Annotated in this window: 22 protein-coding genes and 1 pseudogene; 14 read left to right on the top strand and 9 right to left on the bottom strand. The window is 62.3% G+C overall.

Translation table 11 applies throughout. The annotated features are described in order from the left end of the window. The first annotated feature begins 84 nt into the window (after positions 1 to 84). Positions 85 to 1,629, top strand: coding sequence for a trimethylamine methyltransferase family protein (locus N0Q91_RS13820; protein WP_275596678.1), 1,545 nt, complete (start codon positions 85 to 87; stop codon positions 1,627 to 1,629). A gap of 81 nt (positions 1,630 to 1,710) precedes the next feature. On the opposite strand, the gene N0Q91_RS13815 is transcribed toward N0Q91_RS13820, so the two are convergent. From N0Q91_RS13815 to N0Q91_RS13790, 6 genes and pseudogenes are all read right to left on the bottom strand, one after another. Further along, the gene (locus N0Q91_RS13815; RefSeq protein ID WP_100669277.1) at positions 1,711 to 2,343 is read right to left on the bottom strand and encodes a PRC-barrel domain-containing protein; all 633 of its coding nucleotides are present in this window, start codon (positions 2,341 to 2,343) and stop codon (positions 1,711 to 1,713) included. 349 nt (positions 2,344 to 2,692) lie between these two features. Further along, on the bottom strand, positions 2,693 to 4,456 hold the full coding sequence (locus N0Q91_RS13810) for an IlvD/Edd family dehydratase (RefSeq protein WP_275596677.1): 1,764 nt from the start codon (positions 4,454 to 4,456) through the stop codon (positions 2,693 to 2,695). A 49-nt stretch (positions 4,457 to 4,505) separates the two neighbouring features. Continuing rightward, positions 4,506 to 5,389 (bottom strand): annotated as a pseudogene (locus N0Q91_RS13805) (SMP-30/gluconolactonase/LRE family protein). After that, complete coding sequence (locus tag N0Q91_RS13800; RefSeq protein ID WP_275596676.1) at positions 5,386 to 6,024, bottom strand: 2-dehydro-3-deoxy-6-phosphogalactonate aldolase; 639 nt, start codon at positions 6,022 to 6,024, stop codon at positions 5,386 to 5,388. Before N0Q91_RS13800 ends, N0Q91_RS13805 begins: the two are co-directional and overlap by 4 nt. 14 nt (positions 6,025 to 6,038) lie before the next feature. Beyond that, positions 6,039 to 6,959, bottom strand: coding sequence for a 2-dehydro-3-deoxygalactonokinase (locus N0Q91_RS13795; protein WP_275596675.1), 921 nt, complete (start codon positions 6,957 to 6,959; stop codon positions 6,039 to 6,041). Next, positions 6,956 to 7,726 (bottom strand): SDR family NAD(P)-dependent oxidoreductase, encoded by a 771-nt coding sequence (locus N0Q91_RS13790; RefSeq protein WP_275596674.1) that lies wholly within the window; start codon positions 7,724 to 7,726, stop codon positions 6,956 to 6,958. The genes N0Q91_RS13795 and N0Q91_RS13790 overlap by 4 nt, the downstream gene beginning before the upstream one ends. 120 nt (positions 7,727 to 7,846) lie before the next feature. Between N0Q91_RS13790 and N0Q91_RS13785 the strand changes: the two genes are divergently transcribed. The 12 genes from N0Q91_RS13785 (at position 7,847) to N0Q91_RS13730 (ending at position 19,995) form a co-directional block, all read left to right on the top strand. Beyond that, the gene (locus tag N0Q91_RS13785; RefSeq protein ID WP_275598136.1) at positions 7,847 to 8,707 is read left to right on the top strand and encodes an IclR family transcriptional regulator; all 861 of its coding nucleotides are present in this window, start codon (positions 7,847 to 7,849) and stop codon (positions 8,705 to 8,707) included. Positions 8,708 to 8,932: 225 nt separating this feature from the next. Further along, positions 8,933 to 9,673 (top strand): helix-turn-helix transcriptional regulator, encoded by a 741-nt coding sequence (locus N0Q91_RS13780; RefSeq protein ID WP_100669263.1) that lies wholly within the window; start codon positions 8,933 to 8,935, stop codon positions 9,671 to 9,673. A gap of 171 nt (positions 9,674 to 9,844) precedes the next feature. Beyond that, positions 9,845 to 10,678: a LuxR family transcriptional regulator NurR gene (gene nurR, locus N0Q91_RS13775; protein WP_275596673.1), complete on the top strand. Its 834-nt coding sequence runs from the start codon at positions 9,845 to 9,847 to the stop codon at positions 10,676 to 10,678. Positions 10,679 to 11,297: 619 nt separating this feature from the next. Next, positions 11,298 to 12,449, top strand: a complete 1,152-nt coding sequence (locus N0Q91_RS13770) for an Mrp/NBP35 family ATP-binding protein (RefSeq protein WP_275596672.1) — start codon at positions 11,298 to 11,300, stop codon at positions 12,447 to 12,449. Between the two features lie 320 nt (positions 12,450 to 12,769). Continuing rightward, on the top strand, positions 12,770 to 13,750 hold the full coding sequence (locus N0Q91_RS13765) for a magnesium transporter CorA family protein (protein WP_275596671.1): 981 nt from the start codon (positions 12,770 to 12,772) through the stop codon (positions 13,748 to 13,750). Between the two features lie 16 nt (positions 13,751 to 13,766). Continuing rightward, positions 13,767 to 15,668: a potassium transporter Kup gene (locus tag N0Q91_RS13760; protein ID WP_033047212.1), complete on the top strand. Its 1,902-nt coding sequence runs from the start codon at positions 13,767 to 13,769 to the stop codon at positions 15,666 to 15,668. A gap of 205 nt (positions 15,669 to 15,873) precedes the next feature. Further along, positions 15,874 to 17,031: a cell wall hydrolase gene (locus N0Q91_RS13755; protein WP_100669257.1), complete on the top strand. Its 1,158-nt coding sequence runs from the start codon at positions 15,874 to 15,876 to the stop codon at positions 17,029 to 17,031. A gap of 289 nt (positions 17,032 to 17,320) precedes the next feature. Further along, the gene (locus tag N0Q91_RS13750) at positions 17,321 to 17,683 is read left to right on the top strand and encodes an AtpZ/AtpI family protein (RefSeq protein WP_275596670.1); all 363 of its coding nucleotides are present in this window, start codon (positions 17,321 to 17,323) and stop codon (positions 17,681 to 17,683) included. 60 nt (positions 17,684 to 17,743) lie between these two features. Continuing rightward, complete coding sequence (locus tag N0Q91_RS13745) at positions 17,744 to 18,496, top strand: F0F1 ATP synthase subunit A (RefSeq protein WP_018094382.1); 753 nt, start codon at positions 17,744 to 17,746, stop codon at positions 18,494 to 18,496. A gap of 84 nt (positions 18,497 to 18,580) precedes the next feature. Next, positions 18,581 to 18,808 (top strand): F0F1 ATP synthase subunit C, encoded by a 228-nt coding sequence (locus tag N0Q91_RS13740; protein WP_003533642.1) that lies wholly within the window; start codon positions 18,581 to 18,583, stop codon positions 18,806 to 18,808. Positions 18,809 to 18,881: 73 nt separating this feature from the next. Further along, positions 18,882 to 19,496 carry a F0F1 ATP synthase subunit B gene (locus N0Q91_RS13735; RefSeq protein ID WP_275596669.1) on the top strand — a complete coding sequence of 205 codons (615 nt, stop codon included), beginning with the start codon at positions 18,882 to 18,884 and terminating at the stop codon, positions 19,494 to 19,496. A gap of 13 nt (positions 19,497 to 19,509) precedes the next feature. Next, positions 19,510 to 19,995: a F0F1 ATP synthase subunit B gene (locus tag N0Q91_RS13730; RefSeq protein WP_018094384.1), complete on the top strand. Its 486-nt coding sequence runs from the start codon at positions 19,510 to 19,512 to the stop codon at positions 19,993 to 19,995. Positions 19,996 to 20,233: 238 nt separating this feature from the next. Here N0Q91_RS13730 and rnhB read toward each other — a convergent pair whose 3' ends face one another. Both rnhB and N0Q91_RS13720 read right to left on the bottom strand, forming a co-directional pair. After that, complete coding sequence (gene rnhB, locus N0Q91_RS13725) at positions 20,234 to 20,884, bottom strand: ribonuclease HII (RefSeq protein WP_100669251.1); 651 nt, start codon at positions 20,882 to 20,884, stop codon at positions 20,234 to 20,236. Between the two features lie 187 nt (positions 20,885 to 21,071). Next, on the bottom strand, positions 21,072 to 22,229 hold the full coding sequence (locus tag N0Q91_RS13720; RefSeq protein ID WP_100669249.1) for a PA0069 family radical SAM protein: 1,158 nt from the start codon (positions 22,227 to 22,229) through the stop codon (positions 21,072 to 21,074). A 177-nt stretch (positions 22,230 to 22,406) separates the two neighbouring features. Here N0Q91_RS13720 and N0Q91_RS13715 point away from each other — a divergent pair, with 177 nt between their 5' ends. Next, positions 22,407 to 22,964, top strand: coding sequence for a glycosyltransferase family protein (locus tag N0Q91_RS13715; RefSeq protein ID WP_275596668.1), 558 nt, complete (start codon positions 22,407 to 22,409; stop codon positions 22,962 to 22,964). Between the two features lie 67 nt (positions 22,965 to 23,031). Here N0Q91_RS13715 and N0Q91_RS13710 read toward each other — a convergent pair whose 3' ends face one another. After that, positions 23,032 to 24,111 carry a hypothetical protein gene (locus tag N0Q91_RS13710; RefSeq protein ID WP_275596667.1) on the bottom strand — a complete coding sequence of 360 codons (1,080 nt, stop codon included), beginning with the start codon at positions 24,109 to 24,111 and terminating at the stop codon, positions 23,032 to 23,034. Between the last annotated feature and the right edge of the window lie 354 nt (positions 24,112 to 24,465).

Genomic DNA, 24,465 nt, shown 5'->3' with positions numbered 1-24,465 from the left:
CACTTATATCAAGCGTCGAATTTTTCCTGCGTTACAATAGCCTCTCTCGTCAATACCATCATTGCAAATGATGGGAGATCGACCATGGAAGTGTTGGAAGCAACCGGCGAGGCGCCGAAACGGACCCGGAGCGGGCGACCGCAGCGACGCGAGGGCAGCAAGAATCTCGGCGTCCCCTACATCGCCCGCAATATACCGACCTATGACATCCTCGGCGAGGAGAACCTGGAGCGGATCGAAGGGGTGGCCGACCGCATTCTCGCCGAAGTCGGCATCGAGTTTCGCGACGACCCGGTGGCGCTCGACCACTGGCGGCGCGCCGGGGCCAAAATCGAGGGTCTTCGCGTCACCTTCGAGCCCGGGATGCTGAAAGAGATCGTCCGTTCGGCGCCGGCGCAATTCACGCAGCACGCCCGCAACCCTGCCCGCAGCGTCGAGATCGGCGGCCGCAACGTGGTGTTCTCTCCGGCTTACGGTTCCCCCTTCGTCATGGATCTGGACAAGGGCAGGCGCTACGGCACCATCGAGGACTTCCGCAATCTGGTGAAGCTCGCCCAGTCGAGCCCCTGGCTGCACCACTCCGGCGGCACCATCTGCGAACCGTGCGACGTGCCGGTGAACAAACGTCATCTCGACATGGTCTACAGCCACATAAAATACTCCGATCGCGCCTTCATGGGGTCGATTACCTCGGAGGAACGTGCCGAGGATTCGATCGAAATGGCCCGCATTCTTTTCGGTGCCGAATTCGTCGACGGCAACTGCGTCATTCTCGGCAATGTCAACGTCAACTCGCCGCTCGTCTGGGACGGCACGATGACGAAGTCGCTGCGGGCTTATGCGCGCGCCAACCAGGCCGCGGTGATCGTGCCGTTCATCCTCGGCGGCGCGATGGGGCCGGTCACTAATGCCGGGGCGATTGCGCAATCCTATGCCGAAACGCTTGCCGGCTGTGCGCTGACGCAGCTCGAACGGAAGGGCGCGCCCGTCATCTTCGGAAACTTTCTTTCCTCGATGTCGCTCCGCTCGGGCTCGCCGACCTTCGGCACGCCGGAACCGGCGATCGGCAGCATGGTCATCGGCCAGCTCGCGCGCCGGCTCGGCCTGCCGTTGCGCTGCGCCGGAAACTTCTCCAACTCGAAGCGCCCGGATGCACAGGCAATGCAGGAAGGCGTCATGTCGATGCTGTCGGCCGTACATTGCGGCGCCAATTTCGTCCTGCACTCGGCAGGCTTCGCCGACGGCCTGCTGGCCATGTCCTACGAAAAATTCATGATGGACATGGATTTCTGCGGGGCGCTGCATTCCTATCTTGCCGGCGTCGTTGTCGACGACAATACGCTCGCCATGGACGCCTTCCTAGAAGTGGGCCCGGGCAGCCACTTCCTTGGCTCCGGCCATACGATGCGCAATTATCAGACCGCCTTCTGGGACAGCGCCCTTTCCGATAACGAACCCTTCGAGAAATGGGTGGAACAGGGCGAAACCGACATGGCGCTGCGCGCGAACAGGAGCTGGAAAAAGGCTCTCGCCGAATACGAGGCGCCGCCCTTGGATGCGGCCATCGACGAAGCGCTGAACGACTATGTCGCAACGCGCAAGAACGGCATGGCCGACGCGTGGTACTGAGCCTTTCCAACGCGTTGCCACCTGACGACGAAAAGCGGCGCCATGGGCGCCGCTCCTGTTGTTCGTTTTAGAGCCTACGGCTTACTGCTGGGGGGCAGGTTCCGCAGGCGCCGGTGCCGGCGTCGTACCCGTTGCCGAAGTCGTCGACGTATCGACCGGCTGGTCAGCGTTACGCTCGGCCATTACCTGCGATTTCGTCTTGAACTCCGGCGCGGCCTTCAGGGAGTCGGCCGTTTCGGTGGTCGTCAGCTTGATCTCATCCGAATCGGGCTGGTCGGCAATCGCGATCTTGTCGAACGGAACTGCGACGTTCTTTTCCCCGATGCCGAGGAAGCCGCCAACTCCGACGATGGCAGCAGCGATACCGCCTTCCTTCTCGATGATCAGGTCGTTGATCTCGCCGATGCTTTCATCGCTGGCATTGTAGACGGACTGGCCGATATAAGTATTCGCGGACACTTGGTCTTCCGCTTGCTCCGTCAGGTAGCTGGCGTCACCAGCCGCCATATCGGTCGTCTTGTCTGCCGTATCCGGTGTCTGCGCCTGCTCGTCGGCGGCCGGCGGGGTAGCCGGAGCCGGGGCGGGTTCCATGGTCTGGGTTTCAGGTGCCGTAGCCGGAGGCGTCGTGGTTTGCTGTGCGAAGCTCATCGGGGCAACGGCAACGCCCACGAGAAGCGCGCCAGCGGCAACGGAAGATATAAGTCTCTCTTTCATGTCAGACTGCCTTTCGTTGACGTTGTCGGCTAGAGGGCATTACGTGCGCTTTTCGCCCGCATTCCCTTCCAGCCCTTTGGCATCGATCACGATGTCATCACCGTGATCCAGGCGCAGCCTCAAGTTGGGCCAGGGATGCTGCGCCGATGACACTCAAGCAACGCCCGGCAACGCAAACTGTTCCGGAAAAAGTGAACGCCGAGCTGGCCGGCACGAGGCTTCCATTGGTGTGCGCTCGATGCGGTTGCGCCGCATGCTCGGGTGAACACGCGGCGCAGAAGCTCGCATTCCGGTTGCCTTTCGCAGGGGACGCCTTCATGGCTCCAGGGGTCCGGGGGCGAAGGCTCGATCAGTGACTTTCGCGGAGAACCTCGCTGCCGCTCTTGCCGACGAGGAAATCGAGGTCCGCGCCCCTGTCGGCCTGCAGCACCGTGTCGTGATAGAGTTTGTAGTAGCCGCGATGCCATTTCTGTTCGGGCGGCTGCCAGGCCGCCATGCGGGCCGCCAGTTCTTCCTCGCTGACGAGCAGGTTCAGCTCGCCTTTCAGGGCGTCGAGGCGGATCCGGTCGCCGGTCCTGACGATCGCCAGGGGCCCGCCGGCATTGGCTTCTGGGCTCACATGAAGAACGACGGTGCCGAAGGCGGTGCCGGACATGCGCGCATCGGAGATGCGCACCATATCGCGCACGCCCTTTTCGACAAGCCGGCGCGGAATCGGCATGTTGCCGACCTCCGCCATGCCGGGATATCCCTTCGGTCCGCAACCCTTAAGAACGAGGATCGTGTCTTCGGTGACCGGCAGGTCGGGATCGTCGATCTTGGCCCTGAGGTCTTCGATCGTGTCGAAGACATAGGCCGGCCCCTCGTGGGCGAGCAGATGTTCGCTTGCCGCAGACGGCTTGATCACCGCACCGTTGGGCGCAAGATTACCCTTCAGCACGCGAATGCCCGCCGCCGCACGCAATGGGTTGTCTAGCGGGCGGATGACATCGTCGTTATAGACCTCCGCGCCCTCCCAATACTTGCTGATCGGAACGCCGAAGACCGTCGGTGCGTCGGCATGCAGCAGGTGCTGGATCCGATTCATCACGGCCGGCAGGCCGCCCGCATAGGCGAGATCCTCGATCAGATACTTGCCCGACGGCATGCAGTTGACGATGCAGGGCACCTGACCGCCCACCCGATCGAAATCCTCGAGACAGAGGTCGATACCCGCGCGCCCGGCGATCGCCAGCATGTGGACCACGGCATTGGTCGATCCGCCGACGGCGGCATTGGCGATGATGCCGTTCTCGAAGTTCTCCTTTGTCAGGATTTTCGACAGCCTGAGGTCTTCGTGAACCATCTCGACGATGCGCTTGCCGGTCATGTGCGAGAGCGCCATGCGGCGGGCGTCGACCGCGGGCAGGGCGGCGTTCGTCGGAAGCGACAGGCCCATGGCTTCCACGATCGACGCCATCGTCGTCGCCGTGCCCATGGTCATGCAGACGCCCGGCGAGCGCGACATGCCGCTTTCGGCGGCCATGAATTCCTGCAGGCTCATTTCACCGGCGCGCACCGCCTCCGAAAACTTCCAGACATCCGTGCCCGACCCGATATCCTTGCCCTTCCACTTGCCGTTCAGCATGGGGCCGGAGGAAACGACGATCGTCGGGAGGTCGACCGAGGCCGCTCCCATCAGCTGGCCCGGAGTGGTCTTGTCGCAGCCGCCGAGAAGCACGACGCCGTCGATGCCATAGGCGCGGATAGCCTCTTCGACATCCATTGCGAGCAGGTTGCGGAAGAGCATGGCGGTCGGACGCATCTGCGTCTCCCCGAGCGACGACACCGGAAATTCGACCGGAAAGCCCCCCGCTTCCCAGACGCCGCGCTTCACCCCTTCGGCGAGAATACGCAGATGGCTGTTGCAGGGCGTGAGTTCAGACCAGGTGTTGCATATGCCGATGATCGGCCGGCCGTCGAACACATGGTCGGGAAACCCCTGATTCTTCATCCAGGACCGATGAATGAAGCCGTCCTTGTGCGTGCCGCCGTACCAGTGACGGCTTCTCAGTTCTTTTTCTTGTCGCTCATCCGAGCACTCCTTCCACCGCGATTCAGCGCAATGGAGCAATTGTATGATTTTTCGCCGGCGCGACGCCAGTCTTTGTTGTTCGGCGGATTTAAAGTCGGAATGCGGGCTCGAAGCGCCCTTCGACCTCGATCCCGAGGTCGAAGGTTTTCCCGCCCTGCGGGTCGGCTGCCCGCGCGGCGTCGTCCATGCCCTGCCAGGCCGATGTCACCAGCAGCCGTTCGGCCCGGGCGCCGACGAAAGCCGGGCAGCTCGGCTGCGTCGCCGGCACGGCGTAGCGGGCGACCTTCCGGCCGTCGGGTTTATAGACCTCCACGGCGCTTGCGCCCCACCGGGCGTTCCAGATCAGCCCGTCGGCATCGCAGACGGCGCCGTCGACGCCGCCCGGGCTCGTGCTTTCGTCCGAAAGCAGCACCGGATCGCCGGTCGGGAGCGCTGTCGCCGGATCTATGTCCACGCGCATCAGCTGGTTGACGTCGGTGTCGGTGAAATAGGCGGTAGCCCCGTCCGGGAAAAGCAGATCGCGTTGGGAATGGTGATGTTGCCATAGAGCCTCGTGACGCGGCTGCCGGCCACATGGTAGATCGCACCCGCATGTTTCTCGGCGCTGCGCCCCATGGTGCCGACCCAAAGCGCGCCGCAGGGATGGACGCGTCCGTCGTTGGAGCGGTTGCCCGGCTTTTCCTCGAGCGTCGCGAAATGGCGTAGCTTCGAGCTTTCGGTGTCGCGCACGAAAAGGCCCTGATCCGAGGCGATCAACTGCCGTAGCGGATCGATCGTCGCAAGCACGCTGCCGAGGAAGGGCAGGGGATGGATCGCCTTCCGTCCGCTTTCGAGATGAAGCTCATGCAACTCGCGGCCCGTTATATTGAACCACCAGGCCGTTCCTGTGTCGGGGTCGAAGGTGGGGCCTTCGCCGAGTTCGCACGCGGCTTCCGAAAGGGTTCGGCCGGAAAAGGGAACGAGATCGGTCACTGCTGGCCTCCATAGACGGCATCATAGGCTGCGAGCGTGGCAATGGCCCGCTGCCGCACTTCCCCGGCGCTCATCCCGGCCTTGTACAGGCTCGAACCGAGCCCGAAGCTGCGGATCCCGATCGCTGCATAGTCGGAGAAATTGACCTCGGACACGCCGCCGACCGCCGCGATCTCGAGGTCGCCCGGCAGCACCGCGCGGATCGCCGCGATGCCGGAGGGGCCGAGCACGCTTGCCGGAAAGAACTTGAGGCCGCTGGCTCCGGCGGCGGCCGCCGCCAATGCCTCCGTCGGCGTGAAAACGCCTGGCATCGTCACCATGTCTTTCGTCGCAGCAAGCCGGATGACTGCCGGCTCTACATTGGGGCTCACCATCAGCCGCCCGCCGACATCGGCGAGGCGTTCCACCTGGGCCGTCGTCAGCACCGTACCGGCGCCGATAAGGCACCCGGCCGGAGCCATTTTGACGGCCGTCTCGATGGAGCGAAACGGATCCGGCGAATTCAGTGGGATTTCGATCGCCGTGAAGCCTGTTTCGATGAGGCCGCCGACCACGCCTTCCGCCTCCTCCGGCTTCAGGCCGCGCAGGATCGCGATCAGCGGGCGTTTCATCGGGGGCAGGGGGATTCTGTCCATGTTCTTTCTTTCTATCACAAAGGCCAAATCGCACGGGCGGCAGCGGAAAGACCGGCCCGCACCGCCTCATCGGCGTCGACGGCCCGGACGTTGAGGCCCTGGCTTTCGAGGGCAGTACGATAAAGCGTGCCGAGCCCACCGGAGCCGACGAGGCATACGCCGTCCACCGTGCCCGAGGCCGCGAGCGCTCCGGCGATCTCCAGGCCTATCAGGGTCCCGGACAATTGCGCTCTCGCGTCGGCGGCGCCGGTGCCGTGCAGAAGCTGCCCGGCGCGAACGGAGAAGAGCAGATTGGTTGCGAGCGCCGGGTTCTCCCTCGTGCGGCTTACTGCATCCGTAAAGGCTGCGCTCCCGGTCGCGAAGCTTTCCGCTTCTGCCACCGCGTGGCTGAGGATGGTGTGGCGCGAGATGGTGTCGAAGAGCTCACCGGTCATGAAGGTGGAAAAGCCCTCGACCCTGTCGTCGGCAAGACGAACCCACTTGCTGTGCGTGCCGGGCATGCAGACGAGATGGCTGCCGGCGCCGAGATGCCCGGCTGCGCCGAGGAGCTGCGTCTCCTCGCCGCGCATGACGTCCGGATGCCGTTGGTCGCGCTGGGCGAGGCCGGGGAGAATGCGGATGTCGCGGTCGACATCGGGAATGGCCGTGGCACGGCCGGCAATCTCGGCGAGTGCTGCGGGGGTTTCGATATACCCGGCCTCCTTCCAGCCCTGACGGGCGCCTGCCATGCCGCAGATGATGATCGGCAGATGCGCAGGCGCGGAGACCGCGGCGAGATGGCCGTCGAGAATCGTGTGAAAACCGGTCTTTGCGGCCGTCGTCATGCCCTCGGCGCTGCGGCGTTCGGCCAGCACCGCACCGTCCTCGCCGATGATCCACAGGCGGAAGCTCGATGTTCCCCAATCCACTGCGGCATAATAGCCTGCCGTCGTCAAAACACGCCTCCATCGATGATCATGGTCTGTGCGGTCATCGCCGCCGAACTGTCCGACGCCAGAAAGAGGCATGGGCCGACGAGATCGTCGGCGACCAGCATGCGCTTGAGGCACTGCCTTTCCTGCATCCGTGCGATCGATTCTTCCGTGAGCCACAAGCGCCGCTGCCGTTCCGTAACGATCATGCCGGGCAGGATCGCGTTGACGCGGATATTGTCCGGCCCGAGCTTGCCGGCGAGCGACTTGGTGAGGCCTATGATCCCGGCTTTGGCTGCAGAGTAGGCGGGGATTTCCGGCATATTGAGCATGAAGGCGATCGAGGAGAAATTGATGATCGATCCGCCGCCTTGCCGCTGCATGTGGGGCGCGACCGCCTGGCACATGAAGAAGATATGCCTGAGGTTGACGGAAAGGCTTTCGTCCCAGCTCTGCTCGGTCACCGCTTCGAGCGCCTGCCGGTCGTCGCGCGCGGCGTTGTTGACGAGCACACGGACGGAGCCGAGTTTGGCGGCCGCCTCCTCGGCTGCGGCCCGTACGGCCTCGACATCGCGAAGGTCTGCCTGGATGAAATGCGGCGCCTGTCCGGTCTGCGCCGCGACCTTCTCGCAGAGCGCCAGGCTCGCTTCCGCTGCGATGTCCACGAAGGCGACGTGGGCGCCTTGCCGGGCGAACGCCTCCACCAGTGCGGCTCCTATGCCGGAGCCGCCGCCGGTGACCAGAACTCCGCGATCGCGCAGATCAGGAAACTGGCTGCTCGGCAAGGTCATGGCTTCTCCCTGATACCGCGGCTGCGGGATTGGTTGTTCCAATATCCGGAACTGTGTTTTATTATATGGAATTATCGCGCCAATGCTTTTAGCCTGTCAAGATAGCGCAGCGGAAAGCGGATAAGAATGAAGCGGAAGAAAGAAGACGACATGGAAGGTGACCTCGTCGGCACCGGCACGCTTGGCAAGGCAATGGCCGTGCTGGAGGCAGTAGCCATGGCCGACCGCCCTCAGCGCTTCACGGATATATTGCAGACCGTTCGTCAGCCCCGAGGAACCCTGCACCGGCTGCTTGGCCATCTCGTCGAAGAGGGCTTGCTGGTGCAGCACCGGGACTTGTCCTACGAGCCCGGGCTTCGCCTGTTGAAATTCGCTTATCGCTCCTGGTCGGGGAACCGGTTTCGCGAGATCGCCGCCCCTTATCTCCTGCATCTGCACCAATTGACCGGCGAGACGGTGCATCTGGGCGTGCTGCGGGAGACCGAGATCATCTATGTCGACAAGGTGGAAAGCCGGCAGACCGTCCGTATGAGTTCGCAGATCGGCAAGGCGTCGCCGGCCTATTGTACGGGTATCGGCAAGGCGGCTCTGTCGGTTCTTCCCGCAGGCGAATTGCAGCGGATATCGACCGGAATGGAGTTTCACCCGTTCACGGCGCAAACGCATCGTTCGATAGAATCGCTCCTTGCCGAGATCGAGGAAATCCGGCACGACGGCCATGCCTTCGACCGGGAGGAGCACGAGGCGGAGATCTGCTGCGTGGCCGCCCCGATCAGCGTTCCGGAACACGACCTGGTCGGAGGGATCTCCGTGACCGGTCCCTCCTATCGGGTCAGCCTGCAGCAGCTGACCGCTTGGGCGCAGGACGTGCGCGAGGTGGCGGCAGAGATCGAGGAAGAGGTCCGGATCCGGCTTGGCCCCGGGCGGGAAACGGGGGCTGCGGCGCCGCGTGTCCTGCCGGACGAGCAAAGGTCTCCGTGACGGTTAAGGATTACAGCATGTTTTCCACGAAAAAGTGCGCGGAACCGCTTTACGGTAAATTAGAAGTTTCGACTGGACGAAAAGGTTCAAGATAAGTAGCTTCAATGCCGGTCTGCTGCCACGGCTGGTTGCATCGGGCGGAATTCTGGTGGAAGCGAAGGCGTGGGTATGACAGCGCGAGCGTCATGCTCCAGCTGGAACGCGGATGTGAGAGGCGGGCGGAAGATGATCGATTTCAGCGTGGATATATCCTCATTGGTCCTCCCTGACGGTCACGCTGTCAGCGGGTCGATCGACAGCGAGGATGATGTGCGGAGCGCGCTCGGCCGGGTGTCGGAAGGTTTCGGTTTTCGAGGCTTCATGGTCCTCGCCATTCCCGAGTCGGGGTCCCACAGCCTCACTGCGCAGGCGCTCATGACGACCTGGCCGATGGATTTCCTCAGGCGCTACGACAGTGCCCGCCTGATCGACGGCAGTCCCGTGATCCAGCGGTTGCGGCGCAGCACAATTCCCTTCACCTATGATGCTCATCTGCTCGCGCGCGGGCGCGTGGACGGAAAGGGCGAAGCTGCCATATGCGTTTTCGAACAGGCGAACATGCCGCGCGGGGTGTATCTGCCGGTCCATGATGCCGCGGGTCACCGCGCCGCCATCGCCTTCGGCGGTGACAGGTCCGCCGTGTCCGACGACGAGATGCAGGCTCTGAACCTCTGGGCCGGCCTTCTATACAGCCGGCTGAGCGAAGTCCGGACGCGCGACCGACGCGGCCCGGGCAGCCTTTCCCGGCGCGAGATCGAGTGTTTGCGCTGGGCCGCGGCTGGCAAGACGACGGTGGAGATGGCCCGCATAATGGCACTGTCGGAATATACGGTGAACCACTATCTCAACCGTGCGACGCGCAAGCTCGATTCGGTCAATCGCGTCCAAACTGTCGCCAAGGCGATACGCGCGGGCTTGATCAATTGATCGACGCCGGCGGGACATGAATAGAGCCTTTTACTCTCTCATCCCTGTGACAAGCACGGGAAATGGAGGCACGCGAACGCGACGAGGCCGTCTTTCGGGGCGAGCGGCTGAAGGCGGGGTCGGCGTTCATCGGCACGGTCGAAATGCACAGGGTTTTGCGCGTCAGAGGTGATGATCGTCAATCACCTGTTGGCATTGCTCGGCGGCTCGGGCTATTTGATAGTCGATGACTGCGATGGAACCGCACCGATGCAAGAGATGATCACGAGGGGGACGACTGATATCGATCTGCCCCGGGGCGGCGATTTCGCGCCTGAGATAGCAAGGCTCGAGACCCAGTTCGACATTATCCGCTACATGCGGCGGATTACGCCGATTTTCGGCTTCAAGACGTTTCTCATCTGTTCGATCCCTGCAGTCGAGGTAGAGCGGCTCTCCGCCACCACGGTGATCTCGAACATGCCGGCCGAGCTCCTCAACAAATATGACAGCCTTTCGATGCTGCGCTTCAGCACCGGGGTGCGGCGGTTGAGAGAGACGACGACGCCGTTTCAGATCAAGCTTGAAGACTGGGAGAGGGAGGGAGGCAAGCCCGACTCTGCCGCGGATTACATCGCCATGTTGCGCGACAACGGCATATTCCAAGCCAATTACTTCCCGGTCCACGATGCCGAAGGTGGCCGCGGCGCGGTCATCCTCATGGGCCCGGAAGCGGAATTACCGATGACGGCGGCGATGGAACTGCAGATGATCGCAATTCACGTCTATAACCGGCTTGCCGAGATCGGCTCTGTTTGGAAGAACACCAATACGGTTCTTTCCGAACGGGAGATCCAGTGCCTGAGCTGGACGGCCGCCGGCAAGACCAGCTCGGAAATCGCCGGTATCCTCGGCCTGTCGGAACACACGGTGAATCATTACCTCAACCACGTCACGAAGAAGCTCGACGCGGTGAACCGCACGCAGGCGGTCGTGAAGGCGATGAAAAAGGGCTATATCAGCTAGGGTCTGAGAGTCATCCTCCGCCCCCATCTCTGTGCTTGTCACAGAGATGATGGCAGCGCCGCGTCTGCGGCGCGGGAAGCGTTCTTGCAGCCCAAGGACTTGGTCTGGCTGGATTCCTGTGACAAGCACAGGAATGAGGAAATCAAACAAGCCGCAGCGGTTATTCGATCTCAACAGCTTTAGCCGGCAGCCCCATCGGCCGGAGCAATGGCCGGCGCATCTGAGAGCATTTCGTATCCAAATGGCGCGCCTGCTCAGGAAATGAGCAGCGCAGTCTCTTGCGCATCCGCGATAGTTGAAGAGCAACTCATTGGAAACTCTGGTTTTTTCCGGAAGGCTCCAACTGGCACGCATTGTGCATATTCAGTTCCGTGTCCAGAGGGGACCATAATAAGACAGCGCCCAGGAAGGTCGCGACAGGGGCCGCCGCCGATCGCCCGTGATCCCGGATGTACGGACACGATGATCGGTTGGCGGCCCTCTCATTTTCCCGCCTGTCGCATTGGCGAAGTGCCCCGGCTCGACTATCTAATACCCAGTTCCTTAAATCGGGTGCGATTTGGGCTAGCGATAGAGCAGTCGAAAGCGTTGCGCGCCAACGAAAGAGCAAGAGGCCGACATGCCGGATGTCACCCGGGAAATGGTTTTGGAGAAGCTACGGACCGTCCGCGGTCCGGACATGGAAGGAAACATCGTCGACCTCGGCCTTGTGTCCGATGTGTTCATTTCCGACGGCAAGGCCTACTTCTCGATCACCGTGCCGGCGGATCGGGCGAAGGAGCTCGAACCGATGCGGGCGGCCGCCGAACGGGTCGTGCGCGAGATTCCCGGCGTGAAGGCCGCCATGGTGGCATTGACTGCCGACCGCAAGGCCGCGCCGCAGAAGGGCCCGGTGGAGCGGCCCCGGCCGGCCCCGACGGGCCATGCGCCGGCGCAGCGGGCGGGCGGTGCGGCACCAAAGGCGGGCATCCCCGGCGTCGGCGCCATTATCGCCGTCGCCTCCGGCAAAGGCGGAGTCGGCAAGTCCACCACCTCCGTCAATCTGGCGTTGGCGCTTCAGGCAAACGGGCTGAAGGTCGGGCTCCTCGATGCGGATATCTACGGCCCTTCGATGCCGCGGCTTTTGAAGATTTCAGGCCGCCCGCAACAGATCGAGGGGCGGCTTATCCGCCCGATGGAAAACTACGGCCTGAAAGTCATGTCGATGGGCTTCCTCGTGGACGAGGAGGTCGCGATGATCTGGCGCGGCCCGATGATCCAGTCGGCGCTCCTGCAGATGTTGCGCGAGGTGGCGTGGGGGGACCTCGACGTCCTGGTCGTGGACATGCCGCCGGGCACCGGTGACGCACAGTTGACGATGGCTCAGCAGGTGCCGCTCGCAGGCGCCGTCATTGTGTCGACGCCGCAGGACCTGGCGCTCGTGGATGCCCGCAAGGGTCTCGCCATGTTCCGCAAGGTAGAGGTTCCGGTTCTCGGGATCGTCGAAAACATGAGCTATTTCGTGGCGCCCGATACGGGCAGGCGCTACGACATCTTCGGTCATGGCGGCGCGCGCAAGGAAGCCGAGCGCATCGGCGTACCGTTCCTTGGAGAGGTGCCCCTGACCATGGGTATCCGGGAGACCTCCGATGCGGGAACCCCTCTCGTGGCGTCCGAGCCCGATGGCGAGGTCGCGCGCGTCTATCGCGACATCGCGGCGCGGGTCTGGGGAGAGGTCACCGCTGCCCGGCAGGACAAAAGCCGTGCGACGCCGAACATCGTCTTCGAATAGCGCTTCGCCGCGGTCATGCCCAAGCGACATGCCGGGGAATTCAGTGCGGCGCGACCGAGACATCCGACAGGGAAGCACCGGATCCCCGAAGGCCATTGATTTTGCGCCGGGGTTGAGTCATATCCCCTTGGCTCGCATAGGCAAGTCAAAGCGAGCCACTGCCATCGCCGGAGACTTTGGTCACCCGACTGCCGTCAAGCGGCGTCGAAACGGCTGAAAGCCTTCATCGGATGAATCTGCTTTGTGGAAAATCGTGTGGCGGCTGATCCTGCGAAATCATCAAGGTTCATCGTCGTCGGCTGCATGAAAAAGGCGGCCGCATGATCACAGGCTATTGTGTCAACGGTGAAGCGGTCGCTCTCTCCACGGCCGAACCGCCGTCGGCCCTGCGTCCCGATCTCGTCTGGATAGACCTTGTCGAGCCAACCAAGGCGGAAGACCTGATGATCGAGGGACTGCTCGGAATTCCCATTCCGACGCGGGACGATCTGAGGGACATCGAACCTTCGAGCAGGCTTTATACGGACGACGGTGCCGTCTTCATGACCGCTTCGCTCGTCTATCGAAGCGACACGGAAATGCCGGGGTTGACGGATGTCGGGTTCATTCTGGCAGGCAAGCGCCTTGTCACCGTCCGCTATGCCGAGCCGAGGGCCTTCGGCCTGTTCAAGGCCGGCATGCATCGTATCCCCGGCGGCTGCCGCAACGGCGCGGTGATTCTGACGCGCCTGCTCGAGACGATTGTGGACAGGACGGCGGAAATTCTCGAGCAGGCCGTCGACAGGATCGACGACTTGGCGCTTCAGGTCTTCGGCGACAAGGCGTCTGGCCGGCGGCACCGGCCACCGCACTTTCTCGAAGCACGCCTGCGCGACGTCGCGGGCCATCACCGGCTTGTTGCGAAAACGCGCGACAGCCTCGCTTCGCTCTCCAGGCTGCTGACCTTCGTCTATACGGTTCCCGACGTTCAAGCAGACAAGGAAAGCCGGGAACTTTGCCGTACGGTATCGCGGGACATCCAGTCGCTCTCGGAACACACGGCTTTCATCTCTGGAAATATCACCTTCCTGCTCGATGCCTCGCTCGGCCTGATCAATGTCGAGCAGAATGCGATCATCAAGATCTTCTCGATCGCTTCGGTCGTTCTGTTGCCGCCGACGCTGGTCGCTTCTGTCTACGGCATGAACTTTCGCATCATGCCTGAGCTTGAATGGCAGTTCGGCTATCCGTGGGCGCTTGCGGCCATGGTACTTTCGGCCGTGATCCCCTTTTTCTTCTTCCGCTGGAAAGGCTGGCTCTAAGGGCCTGTTGAGCAACATGTCTCAATTGTCTGCTCCCGCTACACCTGGGGTGGAGAATATCCGCCGCCTGCTGGTTCTGGCGCTTGGCTCCGTCGGCGTCGTGTATGGCGATATCGGCACCAGCCCCCTCTATGCCTTCCGCGAGGCGTTGCGCCCCGTTGCGCACGACGGTGTGACGGACGTCGAGATCATCGGTCTGATCTCGCTGATGATCTGGGCGCTGACGATCATTGTCACGATAAAATACGTGCTTTTCCTGCTGCGGGCGGACAACCAGGGCGAGGGCGGCACGCTCTCCCTGCTTGCGCTGCTCATGAAGACCGCCAATGGTCACACGGCGATACTGTTCTTCATGGGCATTGCCGGCGCCGCACTCTTCATCGGCGACGCGATGATAACACCGGCACTGTCGGTGCTCTCGGCCGTCGAGGGTTTGAAGTTGGTGACCCCGGCCCTTTCGGACTACGTCGTTCCGATCGCCGTGGTCATCCTCCTGCTCCTCTTCGCCGTTCAGTCCAAGGGTACTGCCGCGGTTTCCAATTTCTTCGGCCCGATAACGCTCATTTGGTTCGTCGTCATGGGCGCGATCGGTTTCGTGCATATTTCCGACGACCTGTCGATTTTCAGAGCCTTCAACCCGTATTATTCCGTCACCTTCCTGTTCAACGAAGGCTATGTCGGTATCGTCGTACTCGGCGCCGTCTTCCTGACGGTCACGGGTGCCGAGGCGCTTTACGCCGATCTCGGCCATTTCGGCAGGCGGCCGATCCAGTGGGCCTGGTTCACCGTGGTCTTCCCGGCGCTCACGCTGAACTATCTGGGGCAGGGCGCCTTCGTGCTGAAGAACCCGGAGGCGATGTCCGATCCCTTCTTCCTGATGTTTCCGAAATGGGCGCTGCTGCCCGCCGTCATTCTCGCGACAGCGGCCACCATCATCGCCAGTCAGGCGGTCATAACCGGCGCCTTTTCGCTGACGCGCCAGGCCATCCACCTTGGTTTCCTGCCGCGCATGGCGATTTTCCATACGTCCGAGACCCATACGGGCCAGATTTACCTGCCGAACGTCAACACGCTTTTGATGTTCGGCGTCATGGCGCTCGTCTTCCTCTTCGGCTCCTCCGAGGCGCTCGCGACCGCCTATGGCATTTCCGTCACCGGCGCGATGGTGGTCACCACGGTACTTTCCTTCGAATTCCTGCGTATGCGGTGGAACTGGCCGAGCTGGTGGGCGGCGGGTGCGCTGCTGCCCCTGTTCGCGCTGGAATTCGTCTTCCTGGGCGCCAACATGCTGAAGATCCACGACGGGGGCTACGTGCCGATCCTCATTGCGGCGACCTTCATCGTCATCATGTGGACCTGGAAGCGCGGCACAGCAATCCTGCACGCCAAGACCCGCCATATCGACATTCCGCTGGCAAGCTTCATCAAATCGGTCGAGCGCCAGAGCGAGCACGCGCCGGTGTCGGTGACCGGCACGGCGATATTCCTGACCAGCGATCCGGAATCGACTCCTGCCGCCCTGTTGCACAACATCAAACACAACCACGTTCTGCATCAGCAGAACTTCATTCTGACGATCCGGACGGCAAACACGCCGAAGGTGCCGAGGGAAGAGCGGGTCAGCGCGCGGCGGTTGTCGGAGCGTTTCACTCTGCTGGAAATGAAGTTCGGCTTCATGGAGACGCAGAATGTCTCCCAGGCGCTGGGCCTCTTCAGAAAATCGGGCCTGAAATTCGACATCATGTCCACCTCTTTCTATCTCGGCCGCCGCAAACTCGTGCCCGACGCCCAGTCCGGCATGCCGCATTGGCAGGACCGTCTGTTCATCGCACTCGCCAATGCTGCGATCGATCCCTCCGATTATTTCCGCCTGCCGACGAACCGGGTGGTCGAACTCGGCTCTCACGTGATCATCTGATCCGTTTCACTGCGTCCGCATTAACCAAACATCAAGGTTAATGCCGCATTTTCAAGGCTCAAGCGAAGCGGTCCCGGCGAGCCGGCCGGCCGCTTCCAAACCCTAGCGTCCTGCATGGAATCTTGTCGCTGGCTCATCGCCGGCTTGCGAGAGCGCGTGCTTGAGAAAGAGTTCCTGGAGCCGACCGGTGCGTAAGAGTTGGAAGTTGCGTGACAAGTTTCGGTTTTCGTTCTCGGCCTGGCGCGCTCCGGCGATCCTAGGCCTTGCCGTATTCCTGGGCTTTCCCTCGGCGGTCGCCTATTCGGACATTGCGACGTTTCTGTCCGGCATCAACCGCGGCGGCGAGCGTTGGCGCACCTATCTCACTCCTTCGCCGGCCGGCTCTCTCCACGAAGTCGAGATGGTCTTCACGGACCCGATCACCACCGGTGCGCTCGATGGCGGCGCCGGCATGACCCTGCCGGAAGGCGGCCGCGTGGCGCTGACCGCCGAATCGAAACACCAGGGGACGCCGGACGAGGATCGCGTGACGCGGAAGCTGAAGAAGGGGCGAATCGTCGCGGTAACGCCGGTGACCCCGCCCAAGGACTTCAGCGCCGGGTCCATCCTTCAGCGCACGAGCTCGCTTATCGGCCCGGCCCTCGACGGCCCCGAGAAGATGGTCTTCGCCAAGCCGAAGATCAAAGGCAAGGAGATCGAGATCGCCACGGTCTTTTACCGCAAGACGCCGCCGAAGCCGGAACCGGGCCTCTCGCCGATGCTGGCCAAGCTCGTCACCAACGACAAGCCCGACATTCTTGCGACTGCCTATGTCCGGCCCGAGCCGGACTATGCGCGTGAATCACCCTTCGATTCGATCCTGCGGAACGACGAAAATGCAGGGCGCTTCATTCCGGATATCGCGCCCGACGATCATGCCTGGGCGGCAACGCCGCTGCCGCCAACCGTCTTCAGCAAGGAAGAGCAGACCTGTCTGGCCGAGGGAATCTATTTCGAGGCACGCAGCGAATCCGTCAAGGGTCAGGCCGCGGTGGCGCAGGTCATTCTCAATCGCGTCCGCAATCCGACCTACCCGAAGACGATCTGCGGCGTCGTCTACCAGAACAAGGCTTGGCGCAACCGCTGCCAGTTCTCTTTCGCCTGCGACATGATCCGCGACCTGATCTATTCGCGATCGCACTGGAAGACGGCCAAGGAAGTCGCGCTGGCGGTTACCTCCGGAAGGATATGGCTGTCGGAAGTCGGCTCGGCGACCCATTATCACGCCACCTATGTGAATCCCGCCTGGGCCAAGACGATGAAGCGGGTCGGCAAGATCGGACTGCACATCTTCTACAGAACCTATGGCGGCGGCTGGAGCTGACGGCGTGGCCGCCTCCGCGCCCCTGCCAGCCGCCGGAGCCGCGGGCGTGATCCCGCCGTTGGCGGCGATTCCCTCTGCACCTTTGTCGCAGCTTGCCGGATTTATCATTAAGTCGTTGAATCAACACAATAATATTGTCCACGTCGAAGGTGCCTCCATGCCTTGACTATGCGGGTGCCTAAAACTATGTTGCGCGCGACTTCAAATGGGGCCGAAGCGTGGCTTGAACAGCGGCCGTTTGTATGACCGAGATCGCGTTCGACCGCGTGGGGGTGCAAAGGGGAGCCATGTGACGGAGAAGCCGGAAGAAAGTCTGGAAGCGCGGCTCAAGCGTCTCGGCGACGACATCAAGTCCAAGAAGCGGGCGGATGTCTCGGAAGGGGCGGATGGGCGCGCCGATGAAAGCCGCAAGGGGTACGCGGCGGCGATGAAGCTTTCGAGCGAATTCATCGCCGGCATCCTGGTCGGGGCGTTTCTGGGCTATCTTTTGGACCACTTTGCGGGTACAGGGCCGTGGGGCATGATCGTCCTCCTGCTACTCGGCTTCTGTGCCGGCGTGTTGAACGTGCTGCGTTCCGCCGGTCTGGTGGCGAAGCCCGACGAGCGGAAGGGCGAGCCGGGCACGGACAAAGAGGATGGCGGCGGCGTCTGATACGTCGCCGGGAAGAACAGGATTTCCGCTCGCGGGCGGGCAAAACGAAAGAGAAGCGCGGTGTCAAACGATCCGACCCACCAGTTCCTGGTCAACAAGATTGTCCCGATCGAGATTGGCGGAATTGACTTTTCCTTCACCAATGCGTCGCTGTTCATGGTCGCGACCGTGGGTGCGGCCGCGGGCTTCCTCTATCTGACGACGTCGCAGCGTGGGCTGATCCCGACGCGCATGCAGTCGGTTTCGGAAATGTCCTACGAATTCATCGCCTCGATGCTTCGCGAGGGCGCCGGCAGTCACGGGATGAAATTCTTCCCGATGGTCTTCTCGCTGTTCATGTTCATCCTGACGGCGAACCTGCTCGGCATGGTCCCCTATTTCTTCACCGTCACCAGCCAGATCATCGTCACCTTCGCGCTTGCGGTCTTCGTGATCGGCACCGTCCTTCTCTACGGCTTCTACAAGCACGGCTTCGGCTTCCTCAAGCTGTTCGTGCCGCAAGGCGTGCCGGGCGCGCTTCTGCCGCTTGTCGTCTCGATCGAAATCATTTCGTTCCTTTCCCGTCCGATCAGCCTCTCGGTCCGTCTTTTCGCCAACATGCTGGCGGGCCACATCACGCTGAAGGTCTTCGCAGGCTTCGTCGCATCGCTCAGCGCTTTTGGAGCGCTCGGCATCGGCGGCGCGATCCTGCCGCTCATCATGACCGTCGCCCTTACCGGTCTTGAATTCCTTGTCGCCTTCCTCCAGGCCTATGTCTTTGCGGTGCTGACCTGCATGTACCTCAACGATGCGGTCCACCCCGGAGGCCACTAAGGAATAAACAGTCGCTGGTTTCCGGTCGGCTTGCCGCCGGAAGCGCAAATCCTAAGCCGCAACACCATTTCGAAGGAGTCAATCATGGAAGCGGAAGCAGCAAAGTACATCGGTGCAGGTCTTGCATGCCTTGGTATGGCCGGCACGGCTCTCGGCCTCGGCAACATCTTCGGCAGCTACCTGTCCGGCGCTCTGCGCAATCCGTCGGCAGCTGACGGCCAGTTCGGCCGCCTCGTATTCGGCTTCGCCGTTACGGAAGCTCTGGGCATCTTCTCGCTGCTCATTGCACTCCTCCTCCTCTTCGCCGTCTGATATCGGCAGAAGTTTTGGCCGCGGCCCGTCGGGCCGCGGCCGCGCATATTCTTGAGTGCACCTGGAGGTGAGCATGTTTGTGACCGAGGCATATGCCCAGTCATCCACCACCGAAGGCGCCGAAGCACACGATGCCGCTGCGGCCGGTGAGGTGCACACCGAAACGGGTGTGGCCCACGAAGGCGAGCATGGCTCCGGCGTGTTCCCGCCCTTCGATTCGACCCATTTCGCTTCGCAGCTTCTTTGGCTCGCGATTACGTTCGGGCTTTTCTATCTCCTGATGTCGAAAGTCATCATCCCCCGCATCGGCGGTATCCTCGAGACGCGCCATGACCGGATCGCTCAGGACCTCGACGAGGCATCTCGTCTGAAGGGCGAGGCCGATGCGGCCATCGCCGCCTACGAGCAGGAACTGGCAGGCGCAAGGGCAAAAGGCCATTCGATTGCGGACACCGCACGCGAAGCTGCCAAGACGAAGGCCAAGGCCGATCGCGACGGTGTCGAAGCCGAACTCGCGAAGAAGATTGCCGCCGCAGAGGCGCGCATTGGCGACATCAAGTCGAAAGCGCTTGCCGATGTCGGCGCCATCGCCGAGGAAACTGCAACGGCCGTGGTCAAGCAATTGATCGGCGGAACCGTCACCAAGGCCGAGATCGCTGCGGCGTTCAAGGCTTCGGCCGGCAACTGAGGATAAGAGAACAATGGCTCTTGATGCGACTTTCTATGCCCTCGTAGGCCTTATTCTCTTCTTTGCCCTCATCGCCTATCTCAAGGTTCCGGGCATGGTCGGCAAGGCACTCGACGCCCGCGCCGACAAGATCAGCAACGAACTGGCGGAAGCGAAGCGTCTGCGCGAGGAAGCGCAGAGCCTCGTTGCCGAATATCAGCGCAAGCGCAAGGATGCCGAGGCGGAAGCCGCGAGCATCGTCGCCGCTGCCCAGCGCGAAGCAGAGATGCTGACGGCGGAAGCAAGGCAGAAGACCGAAGAATATGTCGCGCGCCGCACCGCACTTTCCGAACAGAAGATCAAGCAGGCCGAAAGCGATGCGATCAATGCGGTTCGTGCTGCTGCCGTAGACCTGGCAATCAGCGCAGCCGAGAAAGTGATCGCGAGCAAGGCCGACGCAGGCGCTCAGGAGTCGCTCTTCAAGAAGGCGCTCGGCGAGGTCAAGTCACGCCTGAACTGAGCGTCGGTTCGACCGAGATTCAAGGGCCCCGCTTCGGCGGGGTTTTTTCGTTGCGCGCATGGGAGGTTGTCTCCGACATCCTTCGGTCGGGTTCAGCGGTTGTGATCGTGTCGACCAAGCCCTTGCCGGGAGGGACGCTCATGCCTACAGCCTGGATCAGGGCGGTGGAGCCGCTTTGCGCGGCGCGGAAGAAAGCTTCCGGTTTACGCCCCCGATCAAGGGCCAGGGCCGACGTCGACTACAATTGTCGGAACGGGCGGAAGCTCATGCGGTGCAGGGAGCAGGGGCCATGGCTTTCGATCGCGGTGCGATGCTTCACCGTCGCATAGCCCGCGTGATGGGCAAAGCCGTAGAGGGGAAAGGTTGCATCGGCCCGGGCCATCATCCGGTCGCGGGTGACTTTGGCAACGATCGATGCGGCGGCGATCGACACCGAGCGGCTGTCGCCTTTGACGATGGCCTTGGCGTGACAGGTAAGCCCGGGAGGGACGTCGCGGCCGTCGACGAGAACGATGCGAGCCGCCACCTCCAGGCCATGAACGGCGCGGCGCATCGCATCGAGGCTGGCTTTCAGTATGTCGGTCGTATCGATGCGGGCCGACGAGGACGAGGCGATCGAGACCGTCGCCGTCGCCAGAATCTCCTCGAACAATGCCTCGCGCTGCTCCGCGCTCAAGAGCTTGCTATCGTTGAGGCCCGCCGGGATCGCCTCCGGATTGAGGATGACAGCCGCAGCGACGACAGGGCCCGCGAGCGGACCACGCCCGGCCTCGTCGGCGCCCGCCACCGGCCAGAGACCGTCGCGCTGCGCCGCGCGTTCGAACGCGAAATCCGGAACGGCCGGCGGAAGAGGGAAAAGAGGGGAATCGGGCTGTTTGCTGCGTGTCATGCGGGCGACATTGGCATACTCGCCCGATTCCCTTCAAGCCCCCGGCTCGGTTTGCGGCGGTTGCCGGGGAAGACCAGCACCGCCCCCGAGGCAAAGGGCGGACACTGGAAGTTTTAAGGCACATCGGCGGTCGAGATCGTGACGTTTTTTCAATCTCCGGTGCGATGGCCTGTCGAAAAGGTCTGCATCAAAGCAGCGACAGTTGAACCCCCATCCCGAGCGGCGGCACGAAGAGATCGCTGCGCAATTGCCGGCGCGTCAGATTGAGGCCGAGCCGCTTGGCGGCAAGCTCGAACCGACGGCCGATCTGCCAGGCATAAGGTCCGCTGCCCTTCATTCGTTTACCGAACTCGGCATCGTAATCCTTGCCGCCGCGCATGGAACGGATGAGCGACATGACATGCCGGTAGCGGTCCGGATAGTTTCTGAGAAGCCAATCACGGAACAGGGGGCTCACCTCCAGCGGAAGCCGGAGGAGGACGTAGCTCGCATCCGACGCGCCGGCCGTCTTCGCCGAATCGAGCACGCGCTCGATCTCGTGGTCGTTCAGCGCCGGAATGATCGGCGCGACCAGAACGCCAGCGGGAATGCCGGCCTCGGAAATTGCGCGTAGCGCCTCCAGCCGCTTGGTGGGCGTCGACGCCCGCGGCTCCATGCTGCGCGCCAGTTTCCGGTCGAGCGTGGTCACCGAAATCCCGACCCGGGCAAGCCCCTTTTCCGCCATCGGCGCCAGCAGGTCGATGTCGCGCGTCACCATGGCCGATTTGGTAACGATCATGACCGGATGATTGGCGTCCTTGAGCACCTCCAGGATCTGGCGCATGATCCGCCATTCCTTTTCTATCGGCTGATAGGGATCGGTATTTGTGCCGATCGCGATCGGACGGAGCTTATAGTCCGGCTTCGCCAGCTCGCGCTCGAGAAGACGTGGCGCGTCCGGCTTGGCGAAGAGCTTGGCTTCGAAATCGAGCCCTGCCGAGAGCCCCATATAGGCGTGCGTAGGCCGCGCGAAGCAGTAGATGCAGCCGTGCTCGCAGCCACGATAGGGATTGATCGATCGGTCGAAAGATATATCGGGAGAATCGTTGCGCGTGATCGCGGTCTTCGGCTTTTCTATCTGGACCTCGGTCTTGAACGGCGGCAGCTCCTCGAGCGTTTGCCAACCGTCATCGAAGACTTCGCGCGTCATCGGCTCGAAGCGTCCGGAGATGTTGAGGGCGGCACCGCGGCCGCGCCGACGATCGACGTCGATTCTGATGCCGGTTCCGGCGACGAGGGCTTCCGCCACATCCGCGCTGTTGCCTGGCGCATAGACGCCCTGCTTGAGTTGAGACAGATCGTTCATCGAAATCTCCCGGAACCATGTTCGGTTCGCTTGGTGCTGATTATTTTCCTAGCGTAGAAGAGGGAACAAATCAAGAACAAATATTCAGCACAGGTCCGGGGAAGGTCCGTCATCATCCCGCACCCTGTGCGGAACGGCGCTTGTAGCAATCTGCGCTGCGATGCGGTAGGAACGCCTATGCTGACGGTCATCATGGAAACGAAGGACAACGAAGCGGAGCTCGCACAGACGCTCTCGGCGCTCGTTGCCGGTGCGGTGGAAGGGCTCGTCAGCGATGTCATAATCCTGGACCACGGATCGACCGACGGCTCTCCCAGGATCGCGGATGCGGCTGGCTGCCGCTTCTGCCTCGACTGGGATCTCGGCGATGTCCTTCGTTCGGCCCGCGGCGAGTGGCTGATGCTGCTGGAGCCTGGTGCCCGCCCCATCGGTCGCTGGGTGGATGAATTGGCCGAATACGTCTCTTTGAACAGGAGCCCGGCGCAGTTTTCTCCCTCGCGAATGCATAAGCGCCCGCTTCTCAAGCGCCTGGCGCACAGGTCGCAGCCGCTGGAGTCCGGATTTCTGATGCCGAAGGGTGATGCGGTCGCGGCTGCGCGCGGCAAGATGCCGCTCAGCGGCCTTACGAGCGGACGAGCTGCCCGCAAACTTGCGACCGAGCTCGTCCCAGCCTGGGTCGCAATGGAGAACCGGTCGACCGGTGAACGGCATCGGACGCCTGATTCCAAGATGTGAGCTTGCGATAGGTTGTCCATTCGCCCCCGACCGAGGTGTCGGAGGCACCCAAATGGCATCGTTGTTGTCAGAGCGAGCGGACTGCAAGCGAGTTCAATTGCCAGGCCGAGTCGATCGAAATGTCGATGCTGACGTCATTGAGGAGTGCCCAGATGCGATCGGCCACGCCGACATAGATCCAGAGCTCGCGGCCAGCGGGGAAGGCCATCTCGGTGAAGAGGTTGATGATTCTTCGTTCCCCAGGAACGGCCTGGATTGAGGTGCCGGGGAAGCTCTCGCCATCGCCGCTGCAGTCGAGGCCCGAGGCGAACCACTGGTCGCTCACCTCGTTCGCCGGTTCGACATCCTCCCAGTTCCAGAACACAGCCAACACGAGGCGGCCGCGCGTCGTCGCGTGAAAGTCGGACCACCCGAACTCGTCGTAGGTCGAAATGTGATGGCGGCAGATGAGGGCCGACAGGTCGGCCTTGACTTGCAGTATCCCGGTGCGAAGCGTCTTGAACGGCACGAGATAGCCGTTCTCCCGATAGGCACAGAGAAGATCCACGTCGGAGGCATCGCTGTTGCGGGCGATCAGTTTCGATCCAAACCGGCCGGCACAGTCCAGATAGGAACTGTTCTCCACGATTGCTCCGTCGCCGGTTGCCTGATTCTGATCGAGTCTGTCCCAGCAACCTCCAAAGGGCGGGAGAAACAGCTTTTCCTTGTCCGGATCGGGCGCGACATACACGATCGGTGGCTGTTTGAAGATGTCAGTCACGCTGCCGACCACCGTTTCGTGGCGGTGGAAGGCTTCAGGGCTCTTCACCAACGCGCCGACGTCGCTATAGGCGCGCTTATGAAGCCGTTTGAGCGCGTTCAGATCAAGGTCGGCATTCCTGGCCTCCACGAACGACCTGTATCGAAGACCGGGGCCGCGCGGATCATCCCGCAAGCCCGACCTTGCAACATTCTTGATCCTGTCGCGCAGTTCAGGTGCAATGATATGCCGTCGCTGCTCCGCGAAGGACTGGCGCAATGCGTTCAGCCTGTCCACCGTTGCCTGCCATTCATCCTTCCGCCGCCTTTCGTAGAGCGCCCGCAGCCCCAGCGGAATCTCGGCCTCAGGCCAATCCGTTTTCGAATATGTATGCTCTGCCGTTCCCATGACCTCCTCCTTACCCGCGCGGGGTCGCGGCGCGGAGCCTCGAGCGGCGCGCCTGCGTCGTTAGTGAAAACCGGGAAAAGGGGCTCCGAGGCGGTAAACAGGAATGGGGTTTCTCCGGCGACGAGAAGCCGTCATATGCCGGTGGCAGCCCCGAGCTGAGCCTCTTCTCCGAAGCCAGAATGGGGCGTACCTTGCGGTACCCCCCAAAGTGGCTCTCAAATGACCTTGTTTATGCAAATAATCGTCTGTGAAAATGTCTTGCCATGCAGGCCCACCGTTGCGAACGGGCAGCACGTCGTAGCCTTCTCTCTTTTCCCGATATTGCCCCAGAAAAGAGGCCGGACATTCGCTCGA

This window comes from Sinorhizobium prairiense (genome assembly GCF_029201645.2).
GTDB classification, from domain to species: Bacteria; Pseudomonadota; Alphaproteobacteria; order Rhizobiales; family Rhizobiaceae; genus Sinorhizobium; species Sinorhizobium meliloti_A.
Note: the sequence above shows the minus strand (reverse complement) of the source record. Positions and strands in the feature narration are given on the sequence as shown.